Annotated in this window: 18 protein-coding genes; 9 read left to right on the forward strand and 9 right to left on the reverse strand. The window is 70.5% G+C overall.

Features of this window, described 5'->3' with window-relative positions; genetic code table 11:
• Nucleotides 1-18: 18 nt before the first annotated feature.
• The gene (locus ABVN73_RS19295) at nucleotides 19-225 is read right to left on the reverse strand and encodes a heavy metal-associated domain-containing protein (protein ID WP_353859868.1); all 207 of its coding nucleotides are present in this window, start codon (nucleotides 223-225) and stop codon (nucleotides 19-21) included.
• Nucleotides 226-363: 138 nt separating this feature from the next.
• Here ABVN73_RS19295 and ABVN73_RS19300 point away from each other — a divergent pair, with 138 nt between their 5' ends.
• From ABVN73_RS19300 to ABVN73_RS19310, 3 genes are read left to right on the forward strand one after another with little or no spacing between them, the layout of a single operon-like run.
• Nucleotides 364-1203 carry a TIGR02587 family membrane protein gene (locus ABVN73_RS19300; RefSeq protein WP_353859869.1) on the forward strand — a complete coding sequence of 280 codons (840 nt, stop codon included), beginning with the start codon at nucleotides 364-366 and terminating at the stop codon, nucleotides 1201-1203.
• 14 nt (nucleotides 1204-1217) lie between these two features.
• A complete protein-coding gene (locus tag ABVN73_RS19305; protein ID WP_353859870.1) occupies nucleotides 1218-1643 on the forward strand; it encodes a hypothetical protein in 426 nt (141 codons plus the stop codon).
• A gap of 59 nt (nucleotides 1644-1702) precedes the next feature.
• Nucleotides 1703-2263 carry a hypothetical protein gene (locus ABVN73_RS19310; RefSeq protein ID WP_353859871.1) on the forward strand — a complete coding sequence of 187 codons (561 nt, stop codon included), beginning with the start codon at nucleotides 1703-1705 and terminating at the stop codon, nucleotides 2261-2263.
• A gap of 33 nt (nucleotides 2264-2296) precedes the next feature.
• Here ABVN73_RS19310 and ABVN73_RS19315 read toward each other — a convergent pair whose 3' ends face one another.
• Nucleotides 2297-2995, reverse strand: coding sequence for a pirin family protein (locus tag ABVN73_RS19315; protein ID WP_353859872.1), 699 nt, complete (start codon nucleotides 2993-2995; stop codon nucleotides 2297-2299).
• Between the two features lie 168 nt (nucleotides 2996-3163).
• Here ABVN73_RS19315 and ABVN73_RS19320 point away from each other — a divergent pair, with 168 nt between their 5' ends.
• Both ABVN73_RS19320 and ABVN73_RS19325 read left to right on the forward strand, forming a co-directional pair.
• The gene (locus ABVN73_RS19320) at nucleotides 3164-3796 is read left to right on the forward strand and encodes a trimeric intracellular cation channel family protein (protein ID WP_353859873.1); all 633 of its coding nucleotides are present in this window, start codon (nucleotides 3164-3166) and stop codon (nucleotides 3794-3796) included.
• Between the two features lie 43 nt (nucleotides 3797-3839).
• Nucleotides 3840-4118, forward strand: coding sequence for a GNAT family N-acetyltransferase (locus ABVN73_RS19325; protein WP_035678432.1), 279 nt, complete (start codon nucleotides 3840-3842; stop codon nucleotides 4116-4118).
• Nucleotides 4119-4121: 3 nt separating this feature from the next.
• Here the strand turns inward: ABVN73_RS19325 and ABVN73_RS19330 are convergent, their stop codons facing one another.
• From ABVN73_RS19330 to ABVN73_RS19350, 5 genes are all read right to left on the reverse strand, one after another.
• Entirely contained in the window at nucleotides 4122-4550 is a 429-nt protein-coding gene (locus ABVN73_RS19330; protein WP_353859874.1) for a carboxymuconolactone decarboxylase family protein, read from the reverse strand.
• Nucleotides 4501-4914: a MerR family transcriptional regulator gene (locus ABVN73_RS19335; RefSeq protein ID WP_353859875.1), complete on the reverse strand. Its 414-nt coding sequence runs from the start codon at nucleotides 4912-4914 to the stop codon at nucleotides 4501-4503. Before ABVN73_RS19335 ends, ABVN73_RS19330 begins: the two co-directional genes overlap by 50 nt.
• Before the next feature lie 92 nt (nucleotides 4915-5006).
• The gene (locus ABVN73_RS19340; RefSeq protein WP_353859876.1) at nucleotides 5007-5711 is read right to left on the reverse strand and encodes an ABC transporter ATP-binding protein; all 705 of its coding nucleotides are present in this window, start codon (nucleotides 5709-5711) and stop codon (nucleotides 5007-5009) included.
• Between the two features lie 76 nt (nucleotides 5712-5787).
• Nucleotides 5788-6531, reverse strand: coding sequence for a sulfite exporter TauE/SafE family protein (locus ABVN73_RS19345; protein ID WP_353859877.1), 744 nt, complete (start codon nucleotides 6529-6531; stop codon nucleotides 5788-5790).
• Nucleotides 6532-6715: 184 nt separating this feature from the next.
• Nucleotides 6716-8332 carry an acyl-CoA synthetase gene (locus ABVN73_RS19350; RefSeq protein ID WP_353859878.1) on the reverse strand — a complete coding sequence of 539 codons (1617 nt, stop codon included), beginning with the start codon at nucleotides 8330-8332 and terminating at the stop codon, nucleotides 6716-6718.
• Nucleotides 8333-8484: 152 nt separating this feature from the next.
• On the opposite strand from ABVN73_RS19350, the gene ABVN73_RS19355 reads away from it, so the two are divergent.
• The 3 genes from ABVN73_RS19355 (at nucleotide 8485) to ABVN73_RS19365 (ending at nucleotide 11611) form a co-directional block, all read left to right on the forward strand.
• Nucleotides 8485-9027, forward strand: a complete 543-nt coding sequence (locus tag ABVN73_RS19355) for an RT0821/Lpp0805 family surface protein (protein WP_353859879.1) — start codon at nucleotides 8485-8487, stop codon at nucleotides 9025-9027.
• A gap of 59 nt (nucleotides 9028-9086) precedes the next feature.
• Complete coding sequence (locus tag ABVN73_RS19360) at nucleotides 9087-11249, forward strand: tetratricopeptide repeat protein (protein WP_353859880.1); 2163 nt, start codon at nucleotides 9087-9089, stop codon at nucleotides 11247-11249.
• Nucleotides 11250-11365: 116 nt separating this feature from the next.
• Nucleotides 11366-11611 carry a hypothetical protein gene (locus ABVN73_RS19365; protein ID WP_353859881.1) on the forward strand — a complete coding sequence of 82 codons (246 nt, stop codon included), beginning with the start codon at nucleotides 11366-11368 and terminating at the stop codon, nucleotides 11609-11611.
• 1 nt (nucleotide 11612) lies between these two features.
• On the opposite strand, the gene ABVN73_RS19370 is transcribed toward ABVN73_RS19365, so the two are convergent.
• Nucleotides 11613-13286 (reverse strand): tetratricopeptide repeat protein, encoded by a 1674-nt coding sequence (locus ABVN73_RS19370; RefSeq protein WP_353859882.1) that lies wholly within the window; start codon nucleotides 13284-13286, stop codon nucleotides 11613-11615.
• A gap of 95 nt (nucleotides 13287-13381) precedes the next feature.
• On the opposite strand from ABVN73_RS19370, the gene ABVN73_RS19375 reads away from it, so the two are divergent.
• The gene (locus ABVN73_RS19375; RefSeq protein WP_353859883.1) at nucleotides 13382-14146 is read left to right on the forward strand and encodes a glycosyltransferase family 2 protein; all 765 of its coding nucleotides are present in this window, start codon (nucleotides 13382-13384) and stop codon (nucleotides 14144-14146) included.
• Here the strand turns inward: ABVN73_RS19375 and ABVN73_RS19380 are convergent.
• Complete coding sequence (locus ABVN73_RS19380; RefSeq protein ID WP_174450161.1) at nucleotides 14137-14370, reverse strand: hypothetical protein; 234 nt, start codon at nucleotides 14368-14370, stop codon at nucleotides 14137-14139. The genes ABVN73_RS19375 and ABVN73_RS19380 overlap by 10 nt on opposite strands.
• Nucleotides 14371-14557 lie beyond the last annotated feature (187 nt).

Genomic DNA, 14557 nt, shown 5'->3' on the forward strand with positions numbered 1-14557 from the left:
CAAGGGCGCCGAAAACCGTTACGCGACCGGCAGCCCTTCGGCCTCGAAGCCGGCCCTGTCGAGGGCCGTCCGCAAGGCGTCGGCGCTGGGCGTCCCGCCGACGCGGACGTCCTTCGACTCCAGGTCGATCCGCACATCCTCGACCCCGGCGACGGCGCCGAGCGCGCGGCGGACGGAGGCGGCGCAGCCGCCGCAGGTCATGCCGGGAACCTTGAACGCAATCATGACGAACTCCTTCCCATACGGTGGTGTTGCCATCAGCGTCCGCCTTCCAGTGATTGGAAGGTCAAGAGGAAATTCGCAGCCCCGGTCACTGCCGTGGTACCGCCGGAACCAACCGCTCCGGTCGCGCATTCATGGGGCATGGACATCACCCGCCAGCGCAGCTTTCTCCATGACGAAGCCCAATTCGCCCGCGCGCTGGCCCGTGCCGCGGCGGGGGCGATCATCTTCGCCCTGCCCCTGCTGATGACGATGGAGATGTGGGAGCTGGGCTTCTACATGGACCGCTTCCGGCTGGCCCTGTTCATTCTGGTGACGCTGCCGGTGCTGTTCGGCCTGTCCTACTTCGCCGGCTTCGAGGAAACCTTCTGCTGGCAGGACGACCTGATCGACGCGCTGTCGGCCTTCGCGGTCGGATTCCTGATGTCGGCGGCGCTGCTGACCGTCTTCGCCATCGTGCGCCTGGACCAGCCGTTGCCGGAGATCATCGGCAAGATCGCGCTCCAGTCCGTGCCGGCCAGCATCGGCGCCATGCTGGCGCGCAAGCAGCTCGGCCAGCAGGATGACGCCGACAGGGAGCGCCGCATCCGCTCCAGCTATCCGGGCGAGCTGTTCCTGATGGGGGCGGGGGCGCTGTTCGTCGGCTTCAACGTCGCCCCGACGGAGGAGATGATCCTGATCTCCTACAAGATGTCGCCCTGGCACGCGGTGGCGCTGGCGGTGCTGTCGCTGGGATTGCTGCACATCTTCGTCTACACGGTCGGCTTCGCGGGGCAGGAAAACGCCGGGGACGATGGGTTCCTGTCCGTCTTCCTGCGATTCTCGGTCGCCGGATACGGCATCGCCCTGCTCATCAGCCTCTATCTGCTGTGGACCTTCGAGCGGATCGCCGGCCTGTCGATGATGGAGCTGGTGACCGCCACGGTGGTGCTGGGCTTCCCGAGCGCGCTGGGCGCCGCCACCGCCCGCCTGATCGTGTGACGGGAGGGACGCCGATGGCCGACATCCGGGAAAACGACATCGCTTCGAGGGACGAGGACGGCAGCGCGTCGGTGTCGCGGCTGGCGTGGATCTCGTCGGGGCTGGGGCTCCTGCTGTTCCTGGGCTCGGTGGGGGTTCTGGGTTACGAGGGCATCACCCGCGGCAGCGGCCCCCCGGTGATCACCGCCACGGTGGAGGCGGTGGTTCCCGCCGGCCCGCGCTGGCTGGCCCACATCCAGATCACCAACGACGGCGGCAAGACCGGCGCGAAGGTCCAGGTGGAAGGGCAATTGATGGCGGGCGACGAGGCTTTGGAAACCTCCGTGGCCGAGTTCGACTATGTGCCCGCCGGCTCCGAGCAGAAGGGCGGCCTGTTCTTCGACCGCGACCCGCGGGCGCACGCGCTGCGCCTGCGCGTGCTGGGCTACGTGGAGCCCTGAACCAAGCGCCCGCTGGCCTGTTGTCCTGAAACCAGGACCACGAGGACACCGAGCATCCGATGACCCGCCTGACCATCGACGAGGCGCAGCAGCGCATCCGCCTTTTCCTGACCGGCGACATGGTGGAGGCGCTGCGCGCCGTGGATTACGAATCACCGCCGCTGGCCGAGCAGCCGTCCGGCCTGACGCTGGAGACGGCGCGGCGGGCGGCGGTGCGCTTCAGCCATGTCGAGGGGGCGTCCGACTGCCTGTACCGCGTCGACGCCTTCGACGAATCGCTGGTGATGCGGCTGCAGCTGAACGTCCGCCGCTTCGTGGCGATCTATCAGGTGCCGGTGGCCGATCCGGTGGCCAGCGCCACCATCTCCCCGCATTTCGAACGCTGGGCCATCGGCGCCGGCCACGCCGGCTGGACCATCGGCTGGCGCGACGGCACCGACCCCTGGCAACCCGACCGGCGCGTGGTGGAGACCTACTGCTACGCGATGCTGCCCGAGGATTTCCTCGACAACCCGCTGGAGCAGCTCTACTGGCGGACGGACCTCGTGCAGATGACCCGCGCCTTCATGCTGGAGGCCCGCCGCATGGGCATCCGCCTGGCGGTCCCGGAGGGGTTGTGAAGGTCCCCACGCTCCGCAGGGACCTTCCTCACCTCACGCCAGATCGAACAGCAGCACCTCGGCGCTGACGACGCCGTCCAGCGTCAGAGCGGTTTCGTTGCTGATCGCGGCGCCGTCGCCTTCCTTCAGGACCTCGCCGTTCAGCCGGACCTGACCGCGGGCGACCTGCACCCAGGCGTGGCGGCCCGGACGCAGCTCGTGGGTCACGCTGTCGCCCTCGTCCAGAAGCGTGGCGTAGAGGTCCACGTCCTGGTGGATGGTCACGCTGCCGTCCCGCCCGTCCCCGGAGCCGACGAGGCGCAGGCGGCCCTGCTTCTCCTCCCGCTCGAACGCCTTCTGCTCATAGCCGGGGACCATCCCCTCCTCGTTGGGCAGGATCCAGATCTGCAGGAAGTGCACCGGGTCCTTCTTGGACGCGTTGTACTCGCTGTGCCGGATGCCCGACCCGGCGCTCATCCGCTGCACGTCGCCGGGGCGGATGACCGAGCTGGTGCCCAGCGTGTCCTTGTGCTCCAGCGCGCCGTCGAGGACGTAGGACACGATCTCCATGTCGGCGTGCCCATGGGTGGGGAAGCCGGCGCCGGGGATCACGCGGTCGTCGTTGATAACGCGCAGCGCGCGGAAGCCCATATGGGCCGGGTCGTAGTAGTGGCCGAACGAGAAGCTGTGCTTGCTGTTCAGCCAGCCCATGTTGACGGCGCCCCGTTCGTCGCGGTTGCGGATCGTGATCATCTCTGGTCCTCCTCGTCCTGTGCGAGGCCCTGTGGCCCCTCGTCTGGAGAGGAATGTGCCCCCGTTTCCGCAAAACAACAATTGCCGGAGTTGCGGCTTATCTGTTCCATCACACGCAACAAACAGATATGATGGCGACCTCCTCCATCAGCTTGGCCGACCGGTATCATGCCCACCGTCCTGCCCGATGTTTCGCCGCTCCTCCTCGCCATGGACCTGACCGGAATCTTCATTTTCGGGCTGACGGGCGGGACGCTCGCCGTTCGGCATCGTCTGGACATCTTCGGCGTGATGGTGCTGGCGCTGGTCACGGCGCTGGCCGGCGGCGTGCTGCGCGACGTGCTGATCGGCGCGATCCCGCCGGCCACCATGCAGGACGAACGGTACCTGATCACGGCGCTGGCCTCGGGCCTGTTCGCCTTCTTCTTCCACCCCTTCATCAACCGGCTGGTCAAGCCGGTGATGGTGCTGGACGCGGCCGGTCTGGGCATCTTCGCGGTGGCCGGCTGCGGCAAGGCGCTGGCCTATGGGCTGGGCCCGCTGCCCGCGGTCCTGCTGGGCGTGCTGACCGCCTGCGGCGGCGGGCTGGTGCGCGACGTGCTGGTGGCCGAGGTGCCGCGCGTGCTGCGCGAGGAGATCTACGCGGTGGCCGCCCTGCTGGGTGCGGCGATCGTCATCGCCGGGGCCATGCTGGACCTGCCGAAGGCGCCGGTCGCCATCGCCGGGACGGCGGCGGCCTTCCTGCTGCGGGTGGTCAGCGTGCTGCGCGGCTGGAGCGCGCCGCGCGCCCCCGGTTCATGACATTCGGGGTGAACAACCTCAGGCTTCGGCTGTTGGAAGGGATATGAGCGACACCGTGACCGACAACCCGGCCATGAGCCGGTTCGAACTGGACGTGAACGGCCAGACGGTCTTCGCGACCTACCGCCGCCGCGGCACCATCCTGCACATCCCCTATGTGGAGGCGCCGCCGTCCCTGCGCGGCACCGGGGCCGCCGGGCGCCTGCTGGAGGGGGTGATGGCCATCGCCCGCGCCGAGGGGCTGACCATCGTCCCGATCTGCGGCTATGCCGCCAACTGGATGCACCGCCACCGCGAGCATCACGACCTGCTGGCCCGGTAGGTCTCACGACGGTCCCTGGGGCCGTTGCCCGTCCGTCGCCGCGAACACCTCCTTGGCCGCGAACAGCCCGTTGAGAGCGGCCGGGAACCCCGCATAGACCGCCATCTGGATGAGAATCTCGACGATCTCGTCGCGGGTCAGCCCGACGTTCAACCCGGCCTCGATGTGCACCTTGAGCTGGGGTGCCGCGTTGCCCATGGCGGCGAGCGCCGCGATGGTGGCGATCTCGCGCGACCGCAGATCGAGTCCGGGCCGCGAATAGATGTCGCCGAAGGGAAATTCGAACACATAGGTCGCGAAGTCCGGCGCGATGTCGGCAAGCGCCGCCACCACCTTGCGGCCGGCTTCGCCGTCGATTTCGGCGAGCGCCCGTCGCCCGCGCTCAAGCCGGCTTTCTTCGACCCCGGATTCGATCCTGGACAGGTGCGTCATCGTCAGTCTTCCTCTGTTCCGTTTCGACGTAACCGTCGATCTTGGTATCGAGGACGAGAAGACAGGCGTTCAGGTCGTCGACCTGGGCACGCACGCGCTCGCGGTGTCGCTCCAGCAACGCCCGCCGTTCCGCTTCGGTGCCGGCGCCCTCCTCACGAAGCGCCGCGTAGCGGAGCATGTCGCGGATCGGCATGCCGGTCGTCTTCAGACGGCCGAGAAACTCGATCCAGGTCAGGATCGAGGCGTCGTAATCGCGGTGGCGGGACTGGTTCCGGTCGGCATAGGGCAGCAGCCCGATCCGCTCATAGTAGCGGATGGTGTGGGCGGTCAGCCCCGTACGTCTCGCAAGCTCTCCGATCTTCATGCGCGTCTGCTTCTCATCACGATGCGCAGGACGCTACGGGTTCGAGCGCGCTCTAAGTCAAGAGGGATTCCATCGCCGCGACCGCCGAGGCGTCACAGGCCGAGATAGGCCTGCTTCACCGCAGGATCGGCCAGAAGCTCCTCGCCCGTGCCGGCCAGGACGACACGCCCGTTCTCCAGCACATAGGCGCGCTGCGCCAGCTTCAGCGAGGCGGCGACGTTCTGCTCCACCAGGATGATCGTCATGCCCTCGGCGGCGAGCGCGCGGATGGTGCGGAACAGCTCCTGCACCATGGTCGGGGAGAGGCCGAGCGACGGCTCGTCGAACATGATCAGGTCGGGCTTGCCCATCAGGCAGCGCCCGATGGCCAGCATCTGCTGCTCGCCGCCCGACAGGGTGCCGGCGGCCTGCTCCAGCCGCTCGTTCAGGCGGGGGAAGAGGGTCAGCACGCGCTCGAACGTGTCCTTCGCCCCGGCGCGGGCGCGCGGGATGACGGCGCCCATCTCCAGGTTCTCGCGGATGCTGAGCGTCGGGAAGATCTGCCGCCCCTCCGCCACCTGCCCGATACCGAGGTCGCAGACGACATGGCTGGGCAGGCCGGCGATGTCCTTGCCGCGGAAGCGGATGGTGCCGCGGGCCGGCTTCAGGATCCCGGAGATGGTGTGGATCAGCGAGGTCTTGCCCGCCCCGTTGGCCCCGACGATGGCGGTCGTCGTGCCCTCCGCCACCGCGATGGACACGCCGTCGAGCGCCTGGGCGTCGCCGTAGAAGAGGTCGAGGTCGGATACGGTCAGCATGCGGGGTCTTGCGTCGTGGCGGCCTTGGGAGAAGGGCCGCCACCTTAGCGCAGGCGCCGCCGGAACCGAACGGCTTTTACTTGAGGAAGAAGAGGATGCTCATCGCCAAGCCCACGGCGATGATGCCGCCGCGCAGGATGCGCGACGGGATCTTGCGCCCGACCCGCGCCCCGACATAGCCGCCGGCCACCGCCGCAACGGTCATCAGCGCGGCGTAGGACCAATCCACCGCCCCGCCGACCGCGTAGGTGGCGACCGCGATGGCCGTCAGCATGGTGGAGAACAGGTTCTTCAGCGCGTTCATGGCGTTCAGGTTGGTCATCCCGAACAGGCTCAGCTGCGCCAGCAGCAGGATGCCGAGACCGCCGTTGAAATAGCCGCCGTAGACCGACACCACGAACAGCGTGGCGAGCATCGCCCCCGTCCCGTGCAGCCCGACCGCCCGCAGCCGGGCCGCCAGCATGCCGCCGAAGGCGAACAGTGCGGTGGCGACCAGCAGCAGCCAGGGCACGATGCTGCGGAACACCGAATCCGGGGTGACCAGAAGCAGCGCCGCCCCGATCAGACCGCCGGTCAGGCTGACCACCGACAGCGTGACCAGCCCGATCCCGCCCACCGGCTCCAGGTCGTGGCGGTAGCCGTAGACGCCGCTGGCGTAGCCCGGCAGCAGCGCCACCGTGCCGGTGGCGTTCGCCGCCACCGGCGGAACCCCGGCGTAGATCAGCGCGGGAAGGGTGAGGAAGCTGCCGCCGCCGGCGACCGCGTTCATCGCCCCGGCCAGGAAGGCCGCGGCGAGCAGAAGAAGGGATGTCGTCACCATTGTTCGGATCGTTGTCTTTTCTTGTTGTTTTTCATCCCTCTCCCGCCCCGGGAGAGGGTGGCGCCACAGGCGCCGGGTGAGGATCGCACGAGGATCGATGCCTGATTCCCGGCAGCACCCTCACCCTCCCGCCGCTGTGCGGCGGGTTCCTCCCCCGCCTTGGACGGGAGAGAGGTTTGGAAGGTTATCCCCTGTTCCGCAACGCGCGGCGGATGATCTTTCCCGTGGTCGTCATCGGCAGGCTGTCCACGAACTCCACGGCGCGCGGGTATTCGTGAGCGGCCAGCCGCGTCTTCACATGGGCCTGGATCTCCGCCGCCAGTTCGTCGCTGGGGCGCACGCCGTCCTGGAGGACGATGAAGGCCTTCACGATCTCGGTGCGCAGGGGGTCGGGCACGCCGACCACCGCGGCCATGCGGACGGCGGGGTGGCCGATCAGGCAGTCCTCGATCTCGCCGGGGCCGATGCGGTAGCCCGCCGACGTGATCACGTCGTCGTCCCGCCCGACGAAGCGGATGTAGCCGTCCTCGTCCAGCTCGCCCTGGTCGCCGGTGACCAGCCAATCCCCGATGAACTTCGCCGCCGTGGCCTCCGGGTTGTTCCAGTATTGCAGGAACATCACCGGGTCCGGACGGCGCACGGCGATCAGGCCGATCTCGCCGGGAGGACGGCGGTTGCCCTGCCCGTCGATCACCGCCACGTCGTGGCCGGGCGCCGGGCGCCCCATGACGCCGGGCTTGGGCGGCATGACCGTGGCGCAGGAGGACACGATCATGTTGCACTCGGTCTGGCCATAGAACTCGTTGATGGTCAGCCCGAAAGTCTGGCGGCCCCAGTCGAGAAGCTCCGCCCCCAGCGTCTCGCCGCCGCTGGCGACGGAGCGCATGCTGTAGGTCCAGCGCGTCTGCGGGTCCTTCACCGCGCGCATCATCTTCAGCGCGGTCGGCGGCAGGAAGGCGTTGCGCACTTGGAAATCGGCGATCAGGCGGAAGGCCTCCTCCGCGTCGAACTTCTCGAAGCGGTGGGAGACGACGGTCACGCCATGATGCCAGGCGGGCATCAGCACGTCGAGCAGGCCGCCGATCCACGCCCAGTCCGCCGGGGTCCAGATGCGGTCGCCCGGCTGCGGGAACAGGTCGTGAGAGATCTCCACCCCCGGCAGATGGCCTAGCAGCACCCGGTGCGCGTGCAGAGCCCCCTTGGGCTGGCCGGTGGTGCCCGAGGTGTAGATGATCACCGCCGGGTCGTCCGCCGCCGTGTCCACCGGCGTGAAGTCCTCCGACGCCGCATTGACCAGCGCGTGCCAGTCCAGCTCGCCCTCCCCGGCCTCGTCGATGCGCAGGACGAGTTTCAGCTCGGGCAGGCGGTCGCGGATCTGGGCAATCTTGGCCGCGCCCACGGCGTCGGTCACCACCGCCCGCGCCCCGCAATTGCCGAGCCGGTATTCCAGCGCCTCCACCCCGAACAGCGAGAAGAGGGGAACGGCAACGCCGCCCATCTTGTAGACGGCGACGTGGCTGACCGCGGTTTCCGGCGCCTGGGGCAGCAGGATGCCCACCCGGTCGCCGCGCGCCACCCCGTGGGCGGCCAGCGCGTTGGCCAACCGGTTCGACAGACGGCGGATGTCGGCGAAGCTGTAGATCTCCACCGCGCCGTCGCGGCGCTTGTGGATCAGGGCGGTGCGGCCCGGGTCGCGCTCCGCCCACTTGTCGCAGACGTCCACGCCGATGTTGTAACGCTCCGGCACCGACCAGACGAAACGGTCGCGCAGGCCTTCGTAGCTGTCCGCTTCCGGCAGCATGCTTTTCCTCCCGACGGGTTCTTGCCGGCCGCTTGAACGCGGCCATTTGATTTCATCATAGGGGCAATGGCGGCGTTCCGTCACGCGGACGGAATAGTTTGCGGGGCTGCCATGTTCATCGGAGCAGGGTTCATCAGAGCAGGTTCCGTACCGTGGGGTTCACGATGAAGGCCAAGGGGATCGTTGCGGTTGTGTTGTCCGTGGGCCTGCTGGCCGGCTGCGCCAGCCCCTATGGCTACGGCGGCGGGTATGGGGCCAACTACGGGGGCGGCTACGGCTACGCTCCCGGCTATGGCAACAAGGCGGCGGCGGGCACGCTGCTCGGCGGCGTGGTGGGCGGCCTCGCCGGGTCGCGCTTCGGGGGCGGCACGGGAAAGCTGGTGGCGGTCGGCGTCGGCACGCTGCTGGGCGCCGCGCTGGGCAACGCCGCCGGCCAGTCGATGGACCGCGCCGACATCGCCTACGCGCAGCAGGCGGCGGGGCAGGCCTACATGGCGCCGACCGGCGCCACCGTGCAGTGGAACAACCCGCAGACCGGCAACTGGGGTAGCTACACCCCGACCCGCGACGGCACCGGCCCCTATGGCGAGTTGTGCCGGGAGTTCCAGACCAGCATCGTGGTCGGCGGGCAGCTCCAGCAGGGCTACGGCACCGCCTGCCGCCAGCCGGACGGAAGCTGGCGCATGGTGAGCTGACGCCGGCCCTTTCGACCACGCCCTTCAACCGAGCCGGGAAATGCTCTAGACAATCGGGCATGGCGACGATCAAGGACGTGCTGGCCGCGGCGCTGGCCCATCATCAGGCCGGGCGGCTGGCGCAGGCCGCCGCCGGCTATCAGGCCGTCCTCGACACCCTGCCCGGCCATCCCGACGCGCTGCACCTGCTGGGCGTCGTCTATCTCCAGGCCGGGCACCCGGCGGAGGCCGAGCCGCGCATCCGCGCCGCCCTCCGCGCCGACGCCACCGTCGCCGACTATCACGACAATCTGGGCAGCGCGCTGCGCGCCCTGGGACGGGCGGCGGAGGCGGCCGACGCCCACCGCGCGGCGATCCGCCTGCGACCGGCCTTCGCGCAGGCCCATTACAACCTCGGCAACGCGCTCGACACGCTGGGCCGGCTGACGGAGGCCGCGGACGCCTACCGGCAGGCCGCCGCGCTGCGCCCCGGCTACGCGCGGGCGCGCTTCAACCTCGGCAACACGCTGACGGCGCTTGGCCGGCTCGCCGAAGCGGACGACGCCTTCCGCGCGGCGCTGGCCGACGATCCCGGATTCGGCGAGGCGCACGCCAACCGCGCCTCGCTGATGTTGCAACGCGGCCGGGCGGCGGAGGCGGAGCGGGCCTTGCACCGCGCGCTGGCGCTGCGCCCCGACCACGCCACGGCGCTCGCCAACCTGTCCGCCGCCCGGTTGGCCCTCGACGCCCCCATGGACGCGGAACGGGCGGCCCGCCGCGCGGAATCCGCGCGGCCCGACTTCGCGGAGGCGGCGCTGCGGCGGGGCGACGCGCTGCACAAGCGCAACCGCCTGGCCGAGGCCGCCCGCGCCTACGCCCGCGCCGCCGCCCTGTGTCCCGATCTGGCCGAGGCCCACGCGAACCTCGCGCTGGTGCGCCAGACGCAGGGCGACCTGGACGCAGCCGAGGCCGGTTACCGCCGCGCGCTGGCCCTGCGGCCCGAACTGGCCGAGGTGCGCTCCAACCTCGCCTATCTGGAGCTGTTCCGTCCCGGCGTGACGCTGGCCCGCGTGCTGGAGGCGCACCGCGCCTGGGACGCCGTGCATGGCGCGCCGCTGCGGGCCGACTGGGCGCTGCGCCCCCCGGCGGTGCGTGAGGGTTCCCGCCCGCTGCGCGTCGGCATCCTGTCCGGCGACTTCCGCCGCCATCCGGCGGGCCAGTTCGCGGTTCGGGCGGTGGAGGCGCTGCCGGATTTCGGCGTCGCGCTGACCCTCTACGCCAACCAGTGGGAAACGGACGACCTCACCGACCGCTTCCGCGCCGCGGCGGCGCGCTGGGTGCCGGTCGCCGACCGGACCGACGCTGAACTTGCAACGCTGATCCGCGGCGACCGGCTGGACGCGCTGATCGACCTCGCCGGGCACAACGCCCGCGGGCGGCCGGGCGTCTTCGCGCGCAAGCCGGCGCCGGTGCAGGTGGCGTGGTCCGGCTACATGGCGACCACCGGCCTCGCGGCCATGGACGCTCTGGTCGCCGACGCCCACCATGTGCCGGAGGGAGCGGAGCGCTTCTACAGCGAGCGCATCCTGCGCATGCCCGGCGCCTTCATCGCCTACGACCCGCCGCCGGACGCGCCGGAGCCCGGCCCGCCGCCCTGCCTGACCGGGCAACCCGTCACCTTCGGCGCCTTCAACATCCTGACCAAGCTCACCGACGAGGTCCTGCACACCTGGGCCGCCCTGCTCGCCCGCGTTCCCGAGTCGCGCCTGCTGTTGAAGACCAAGGCGCTGTCCTGCCCGGAGACCGCCGCCCTTTGGCGCGGACGGCTGGCCGCAGCGGGGATCGCGCCGGAGCGGCTCATCCTGGCCGGGGCCACCGGCAGCCGGGAGCATATGGGCTGGTGCGCCCGCGTCGATGTGGCTCTGGACCCCTTCCCCTTCGCCGGCAGCACGACGACGCTGGAAACGCTGTGGATGGGGGTGCCGGTCGTCACCCTGCCCGGCGAGACCTTCTCCGGCCGTCATTCGTTGGCCTTCCTGAGCGTGGCCGGGGTGGAAGGATGCGTCGCCCGCGACCCGGCCGACTATGTGGACCTCGCCGCCGGCTGGGCCGCCGACCGGGCGCGGCTGGCCGAGCTGCGCCGCACCCTGCGCCCGCGCATGGCGGCCGGCTTGCTGTGCGACGGGCGACGCCTTGCCGAAGTCTTGGCCAGGTCTCTGCGGGATTTGACGCAAGGCCCCTAGCCTTTCCGGATAGGACGTCTCCATCCGCTAAATTGGGGGTTGTTCGTCCGCCGGATTTTCGTCACATGTTGTATATCAGATTGATCAAGGGTCGCGACGCCGCAGGGAGGTCCTGGATGCTGAACCTGTCGGCTGTCCGCACCGCCATCGAGGATGTGGAGCAAGCCATTGCCGCGATGCTGGCGCCGGAAGCGCTGACCGCCAAGACCGTGGCCGCCAACCGCCGGGCGCTGGCGCGGCTCTACACCGCCTACGCCCAGGGAATGCTGAAGCGGCACGGCATCGCCGTGGATCTCGACGACATTTGCGGGCAATGCTGCCGCGAGTGCCCGGACGGCCGCTGCGCCCGGCTTCCCTGCTGAGTCACTTCTCCCCGATGAAGCGGACCCAGGGAAAGTCCAGCACGTCGAACCAGCGCACCCGCAACCCGTCCCTCCGCCGCTCCAGCGCGTCGAGCACCGCGAAGGGAGCCGCCTGATCCAGCATCCAGAACCCGCGCCCGTCGCGCAGGAAATTCCCGATGTAGGCCGCGGTCAGCGCCAGGAAGGCCCGCCCCGCCGGGGTCGGCTGGAACCCGGCGAAGCAGACGGTGACCTCCCGCGTCGGGCCGCGCCAGCGGGCGTCGCGCAGCAGCCCGACGTCGCTCCCTTCCAGCAGCGCCACCAACCCGTCCAGGCCCCCGGCCAGCGTGCAGTCGGCGTCCAGATGCAGCAGGGGCCGCCCCCAGCGCGTCATCAGCTGGTGCCAGCGCAGGAAGCGGATGCAGGCGTAATAGGTGGTGCGCCGATGGTCGTCCCACCCCGTGAAGTCCACCACCTCCCGGCTGGCGCCCAGCGGCAGGCGCTCCCGCCGCCGGGCAAGGTCGGCCAGGGTCTCCGGCGAGGGGTTCACGACATGGACATGAACGGCCACGCCGCCACCCGCCGCCTCCACCGAATCGAGTAGGCCCGTGGCGAAGCGCCGGTAATAGCCGTCGTCGCAGGACACCGCCAGCAACGGCCCGCGGCCAGCCGGCGGCTCGGCCAGCAACTCCAGCGGCGGAAAGGCACCAAGCAGCGAGTCGGCGTCGGGCAACCCGTCGAGCGCATTGGCCCCGGCGCGCACCATCGACCACAGCCCCAGCTCGAAATCCGCCGCCACCTCGGCCGCGGTGAATCGCCGGGAGACGCGCCGCATGAAACGGGCGGCGAGGTCCGTCCGTCCCCGCCGGTAGAAGCGGTAGGCGACCACAGCCGCCGCCCGCGTGTCGCGCGGGTTGCGGCACAGGACCGTCATGGCGGTGCGGGCGGCGCGGTCCAGCAGCCATTCCGACGCCTGCCCGGCCTGGACGAGCGCCAGCGCCGCCCCGAGCAGCGCGTCCGCCGCCGCCCCGTGCCGCGGATCGGCGGCCAAGGCATGGGCCAGGGCGCCGACCGCGCGTTCCACCAAGTCCGGGTCGAGGCGCCGGGCGTGCGAAACGGGGCGGTCCAGCCCGGCGTCGGCGAGCGCGCTCACCGCGGCGTTGTGGAGCGCGTCGGGATGGGCGGGCGCCAGGGCAACCGCCTGCCGGCGCAGCCGCGCCGCGTCCTCCGTCAGGCCCAGCGCGGCCAGGGCGTTGGCGCGGTTGATGCGCGCCTCGGCAAAGTCGGGACGCCGGGTCAGCGCCAGGGCGAAGGCCGCCGCGGCGCCCGCCGCGTCCCCGCGCTCCAGCCGCAACGAACCCAGCGTGAAGGCGATCTGGGCATCGGCGGGGTCGAGCGCCGCCGCGCGGGCGAAGGCGCGCTCCGCCGCCTCGGGCTGCCCCGCCGCGCGCAGGGACCGCGCCAGATTGCCGAGGAAATCCGCGTCGCCCGGCAGCAGCGCCACGGCGCGGCGCAGCAGCGGAAGCGCCGCGCGCGGGCGTCCGCCCTGGCTTTCCAGGACGCCCAGCAGGTGAAGCGCGTCGGGATGGCCCGGCTGGCTGCGCAGGATGCTATGATAGAGGGGCCGGGCCGCGTCCAGCCGGCCCGCCTGATGGTGGCCGACCGCGGCGGCCAGGGCATCCCGAAGTGTCACCATGCCGCCTGTCTACACGCGCCGCCGGGCCGGAGTCCATGCGGCGCCGCGGTTGGGGGCGCCGCAAGTCGTCAATCGCCGTTGCTTAAGGAGAGACCATGGCCGACCGGCCGCTCGTCAGCGTCATCACGCCAAGCTGGGGACGGGAGGACATCCTACCGCTGTGCCACGCCCGCGTGCTGTCGCAGACCGTCCCCGACATCGAGTGGCTGGTGTTCGACGACAGCCCGCGCCCGTCCGCCTATCTCCAGCCGCTCGCCGGGCCGCGGCTGAAGTATTTCTACGCGCCGCGCCGCTACGCCATCGGGGAGAAGCGCAACATCCTGGCCGAGCACGCGCGCGGCGAGATCATCGTCCATTTCGACGACGACGACTTCTACGCCCCCCACTATGTGGAGCGGCTGCTCGGCTGGCTGGAGGCGGGGCACGACGCCGTGACCCTGTCCGGCTGGTTCCTGCACAGCGCGGTGCACGGAACCTTCGGCTATTGGGACACGGCGCGCGGCGGCTCCCACCATCGCTGGGGCCGGACGACGCGCCGCTATGTCGAGGCGCCGGACACGCCGCCGTCCGAGGACAATCTGCTGGGCTACGGCTTCTCCTACGCCTACCGGCGGTCGGTGTGGGAGGCGGTGCGCTTCCCGCCGGTCAACGCCTGCGAGGACGCGCCGTTCATGAAGGGCGCGCGGGAGCGCTTCCGCGTCGCCGCCTTTCCGGACGCCGAGGGGCTGTGCCTGCACACACTGCACGCCCGCAGCACCAGCCTGTGCCTGCCGCAATACGAGCTGCCGCCCCTGCTGCTGGAGCGGCTGTTCGGCCCGGAGATCATGGCTTACAAGGGGGCAGGGGCGGGTCAGACCTGAACGTCGAGATACATGCCGCGGCGGTAATTGCGCGGCAGCGTCAGGATGCCGTTCACCAGAAGGCTGGCCAGTTCGCGGACGCTGGGAATGCGCTGGCGCCCGCCGCCGACCTGCTCCGCCCGGTTGCGGACACCGACCGAACCGGGCGACGCGACGCGCCCGCCGCCGACCTCGGAGCGGATCGGTTCGTTGGAGCGGTCACCGGTGCGTCGCGTTTCAACCATGCCGGATATCTACAGCAAAGGCCGCCCCACCGGCAAGGCGGAGCCGGCCGCGTCCAACCGTTGTCGCGCGGAAGCGTCGATATCCCCCTCCCCTCCGGGGAGAGAGTGGTTAAGAGCCGGACAAGACCATCCCGATTCCCAACCGTCCCGTCGCTTGACAAACTGTTATATCACCGGTAACCGATGG

This window comes from Azospirillum formosense (assembly GCF_040500525.1).
Lineage (GTDB): Bacteria > Pseudomonadota > Alphaproteobacteria > Azospirillales > Azospirillaceae > Azospirillum > Azospirillum formosense_A.

Excerpts from the sequence above, each read along its gene's own strand:
- ABVN73_RS19300 (WP_353859869.1), top strand. The coding sequence starts at position 364 with ATGGACATCACCCGCCAGCGCAGCTTTCTCCATGACGAAGCCCAATTC.
- ABVN73_RS19365 (WP_353859881.1), top strand. The coding sequence starts at position 11,366 with ATGCTGAACCTGTCGGCTGTCCGCACCGCCATCGAGGATGTGGAGCAA.
- ABVN73_RS19360 (WP_353859880.1), top strand. The coding sequence starts at position 9,087 with ATGGCGACGATCAAGGACGTGCTGGCCGCGGCGCTGGCCCATCATCAG.
- ABVN73_RS19330 (WP_353859874.1), bottom strand. The coding sequence starts at position 4,550 with ATGACGCACCTGTCCAGGATCGAATCCGGGGTCGAAGAAAGCCGGCTT.
- ABVN73_RS19380 (WP_174450161.1), bottom strand. The coding sequence starts at position 14,370 with ATGGTTGAAACGCGACGCACCGGTGACCGCTCCAACGAACCGATCCGC.
- ABVN73_RS19320 (WP_353859873.1), top strand. The coding sequence starts at position 3,164 with ATGCCCACCGTCCTGCCCGATGTTTCGCCGCTCCTCCTCGCCATGGAC.
- ABVN73_RS19370 (WP_353859882.1), bottom strand. The coding sequence starts at position 13,286 with ATGGTGACACTTCGGGATGCCCTGGCCGCCGCGGTCGGCCACCATCAG.
- ABVN73_RS19305 (WP_353859870.1), top strand. The coding sequence starts at position 1,218 with ATGGCCGACATCCGGGAAAACGACATCGCTTCGAGGGACGAGGACGGC.
- ABVN73_RS19350 (WP_353859878.1), bottom strand. The coding sequence starts at position 8,332 with ATGCTGCCGGAAGCGGACAGCTACGAAGGCCTGCGCGACCGTTTCGTC.
- ABVN73_RS19315 (WP_353859872.1), bottom strand. The coding sequence starts at position 2,995 with ATGATCACGATCCGCAACCGCGACGAACGGGGCGCCGTCAACATGGGC.
- ABVN73_RS19340 (WP_353859876.1), bottom strand. The coding sequence starts at position 5,711 with ATGCTGACCGTATCCGACCTCGACCTCTTCTACGGCGACGCCCAGGCG.
- ABVN73_RS19375 (WP_353859883.1), top strand. The coding sequence starts at position 13,382 with ATGGCCGACCGGCCGCTCGTCAGCGTCATCACGCCAAGCTGGGGACGG.
- ABVN73_RS19345 (WP_353859877.1), bottom strand. The coding sequence starts at position 6,531 with ATGGTGACGACATCCCTTCTTCTGCTCGCCGCGGCCTTCCTGGCCGGG.
- ABVN73_RS19335 (WP_353859875.1), bottom strand. The coding sequence starts at position 4,914 with ATGAAGATCGGAGAGCTTGCGAGACGTACGGGGCTGACCGCCCACACC.
- ABVN73_RS19325 (WP_035678432.1), top strand. The coding sequence starts at position 3,840 with ATGAGCGACACCGTGACCGACAACCCGGCCATGAGCCGGTTCGAACTG.
- ABVN73_RS19310 (WP_353859871.1), top strand. The coding sequence starts at position 1,703 with ATGACCCGCCTGACCATCGACGAGGCGCAGCAGCGCATCCGCCTTTTC.
- ABVN73_RS19295 (WP_353859868.1), bottom strand. The coding sequence starts at position 225 with ATGATTGCGTTCAAGGTTCCCGGCATGACCTGCGGCGGCTGCGCCGCC.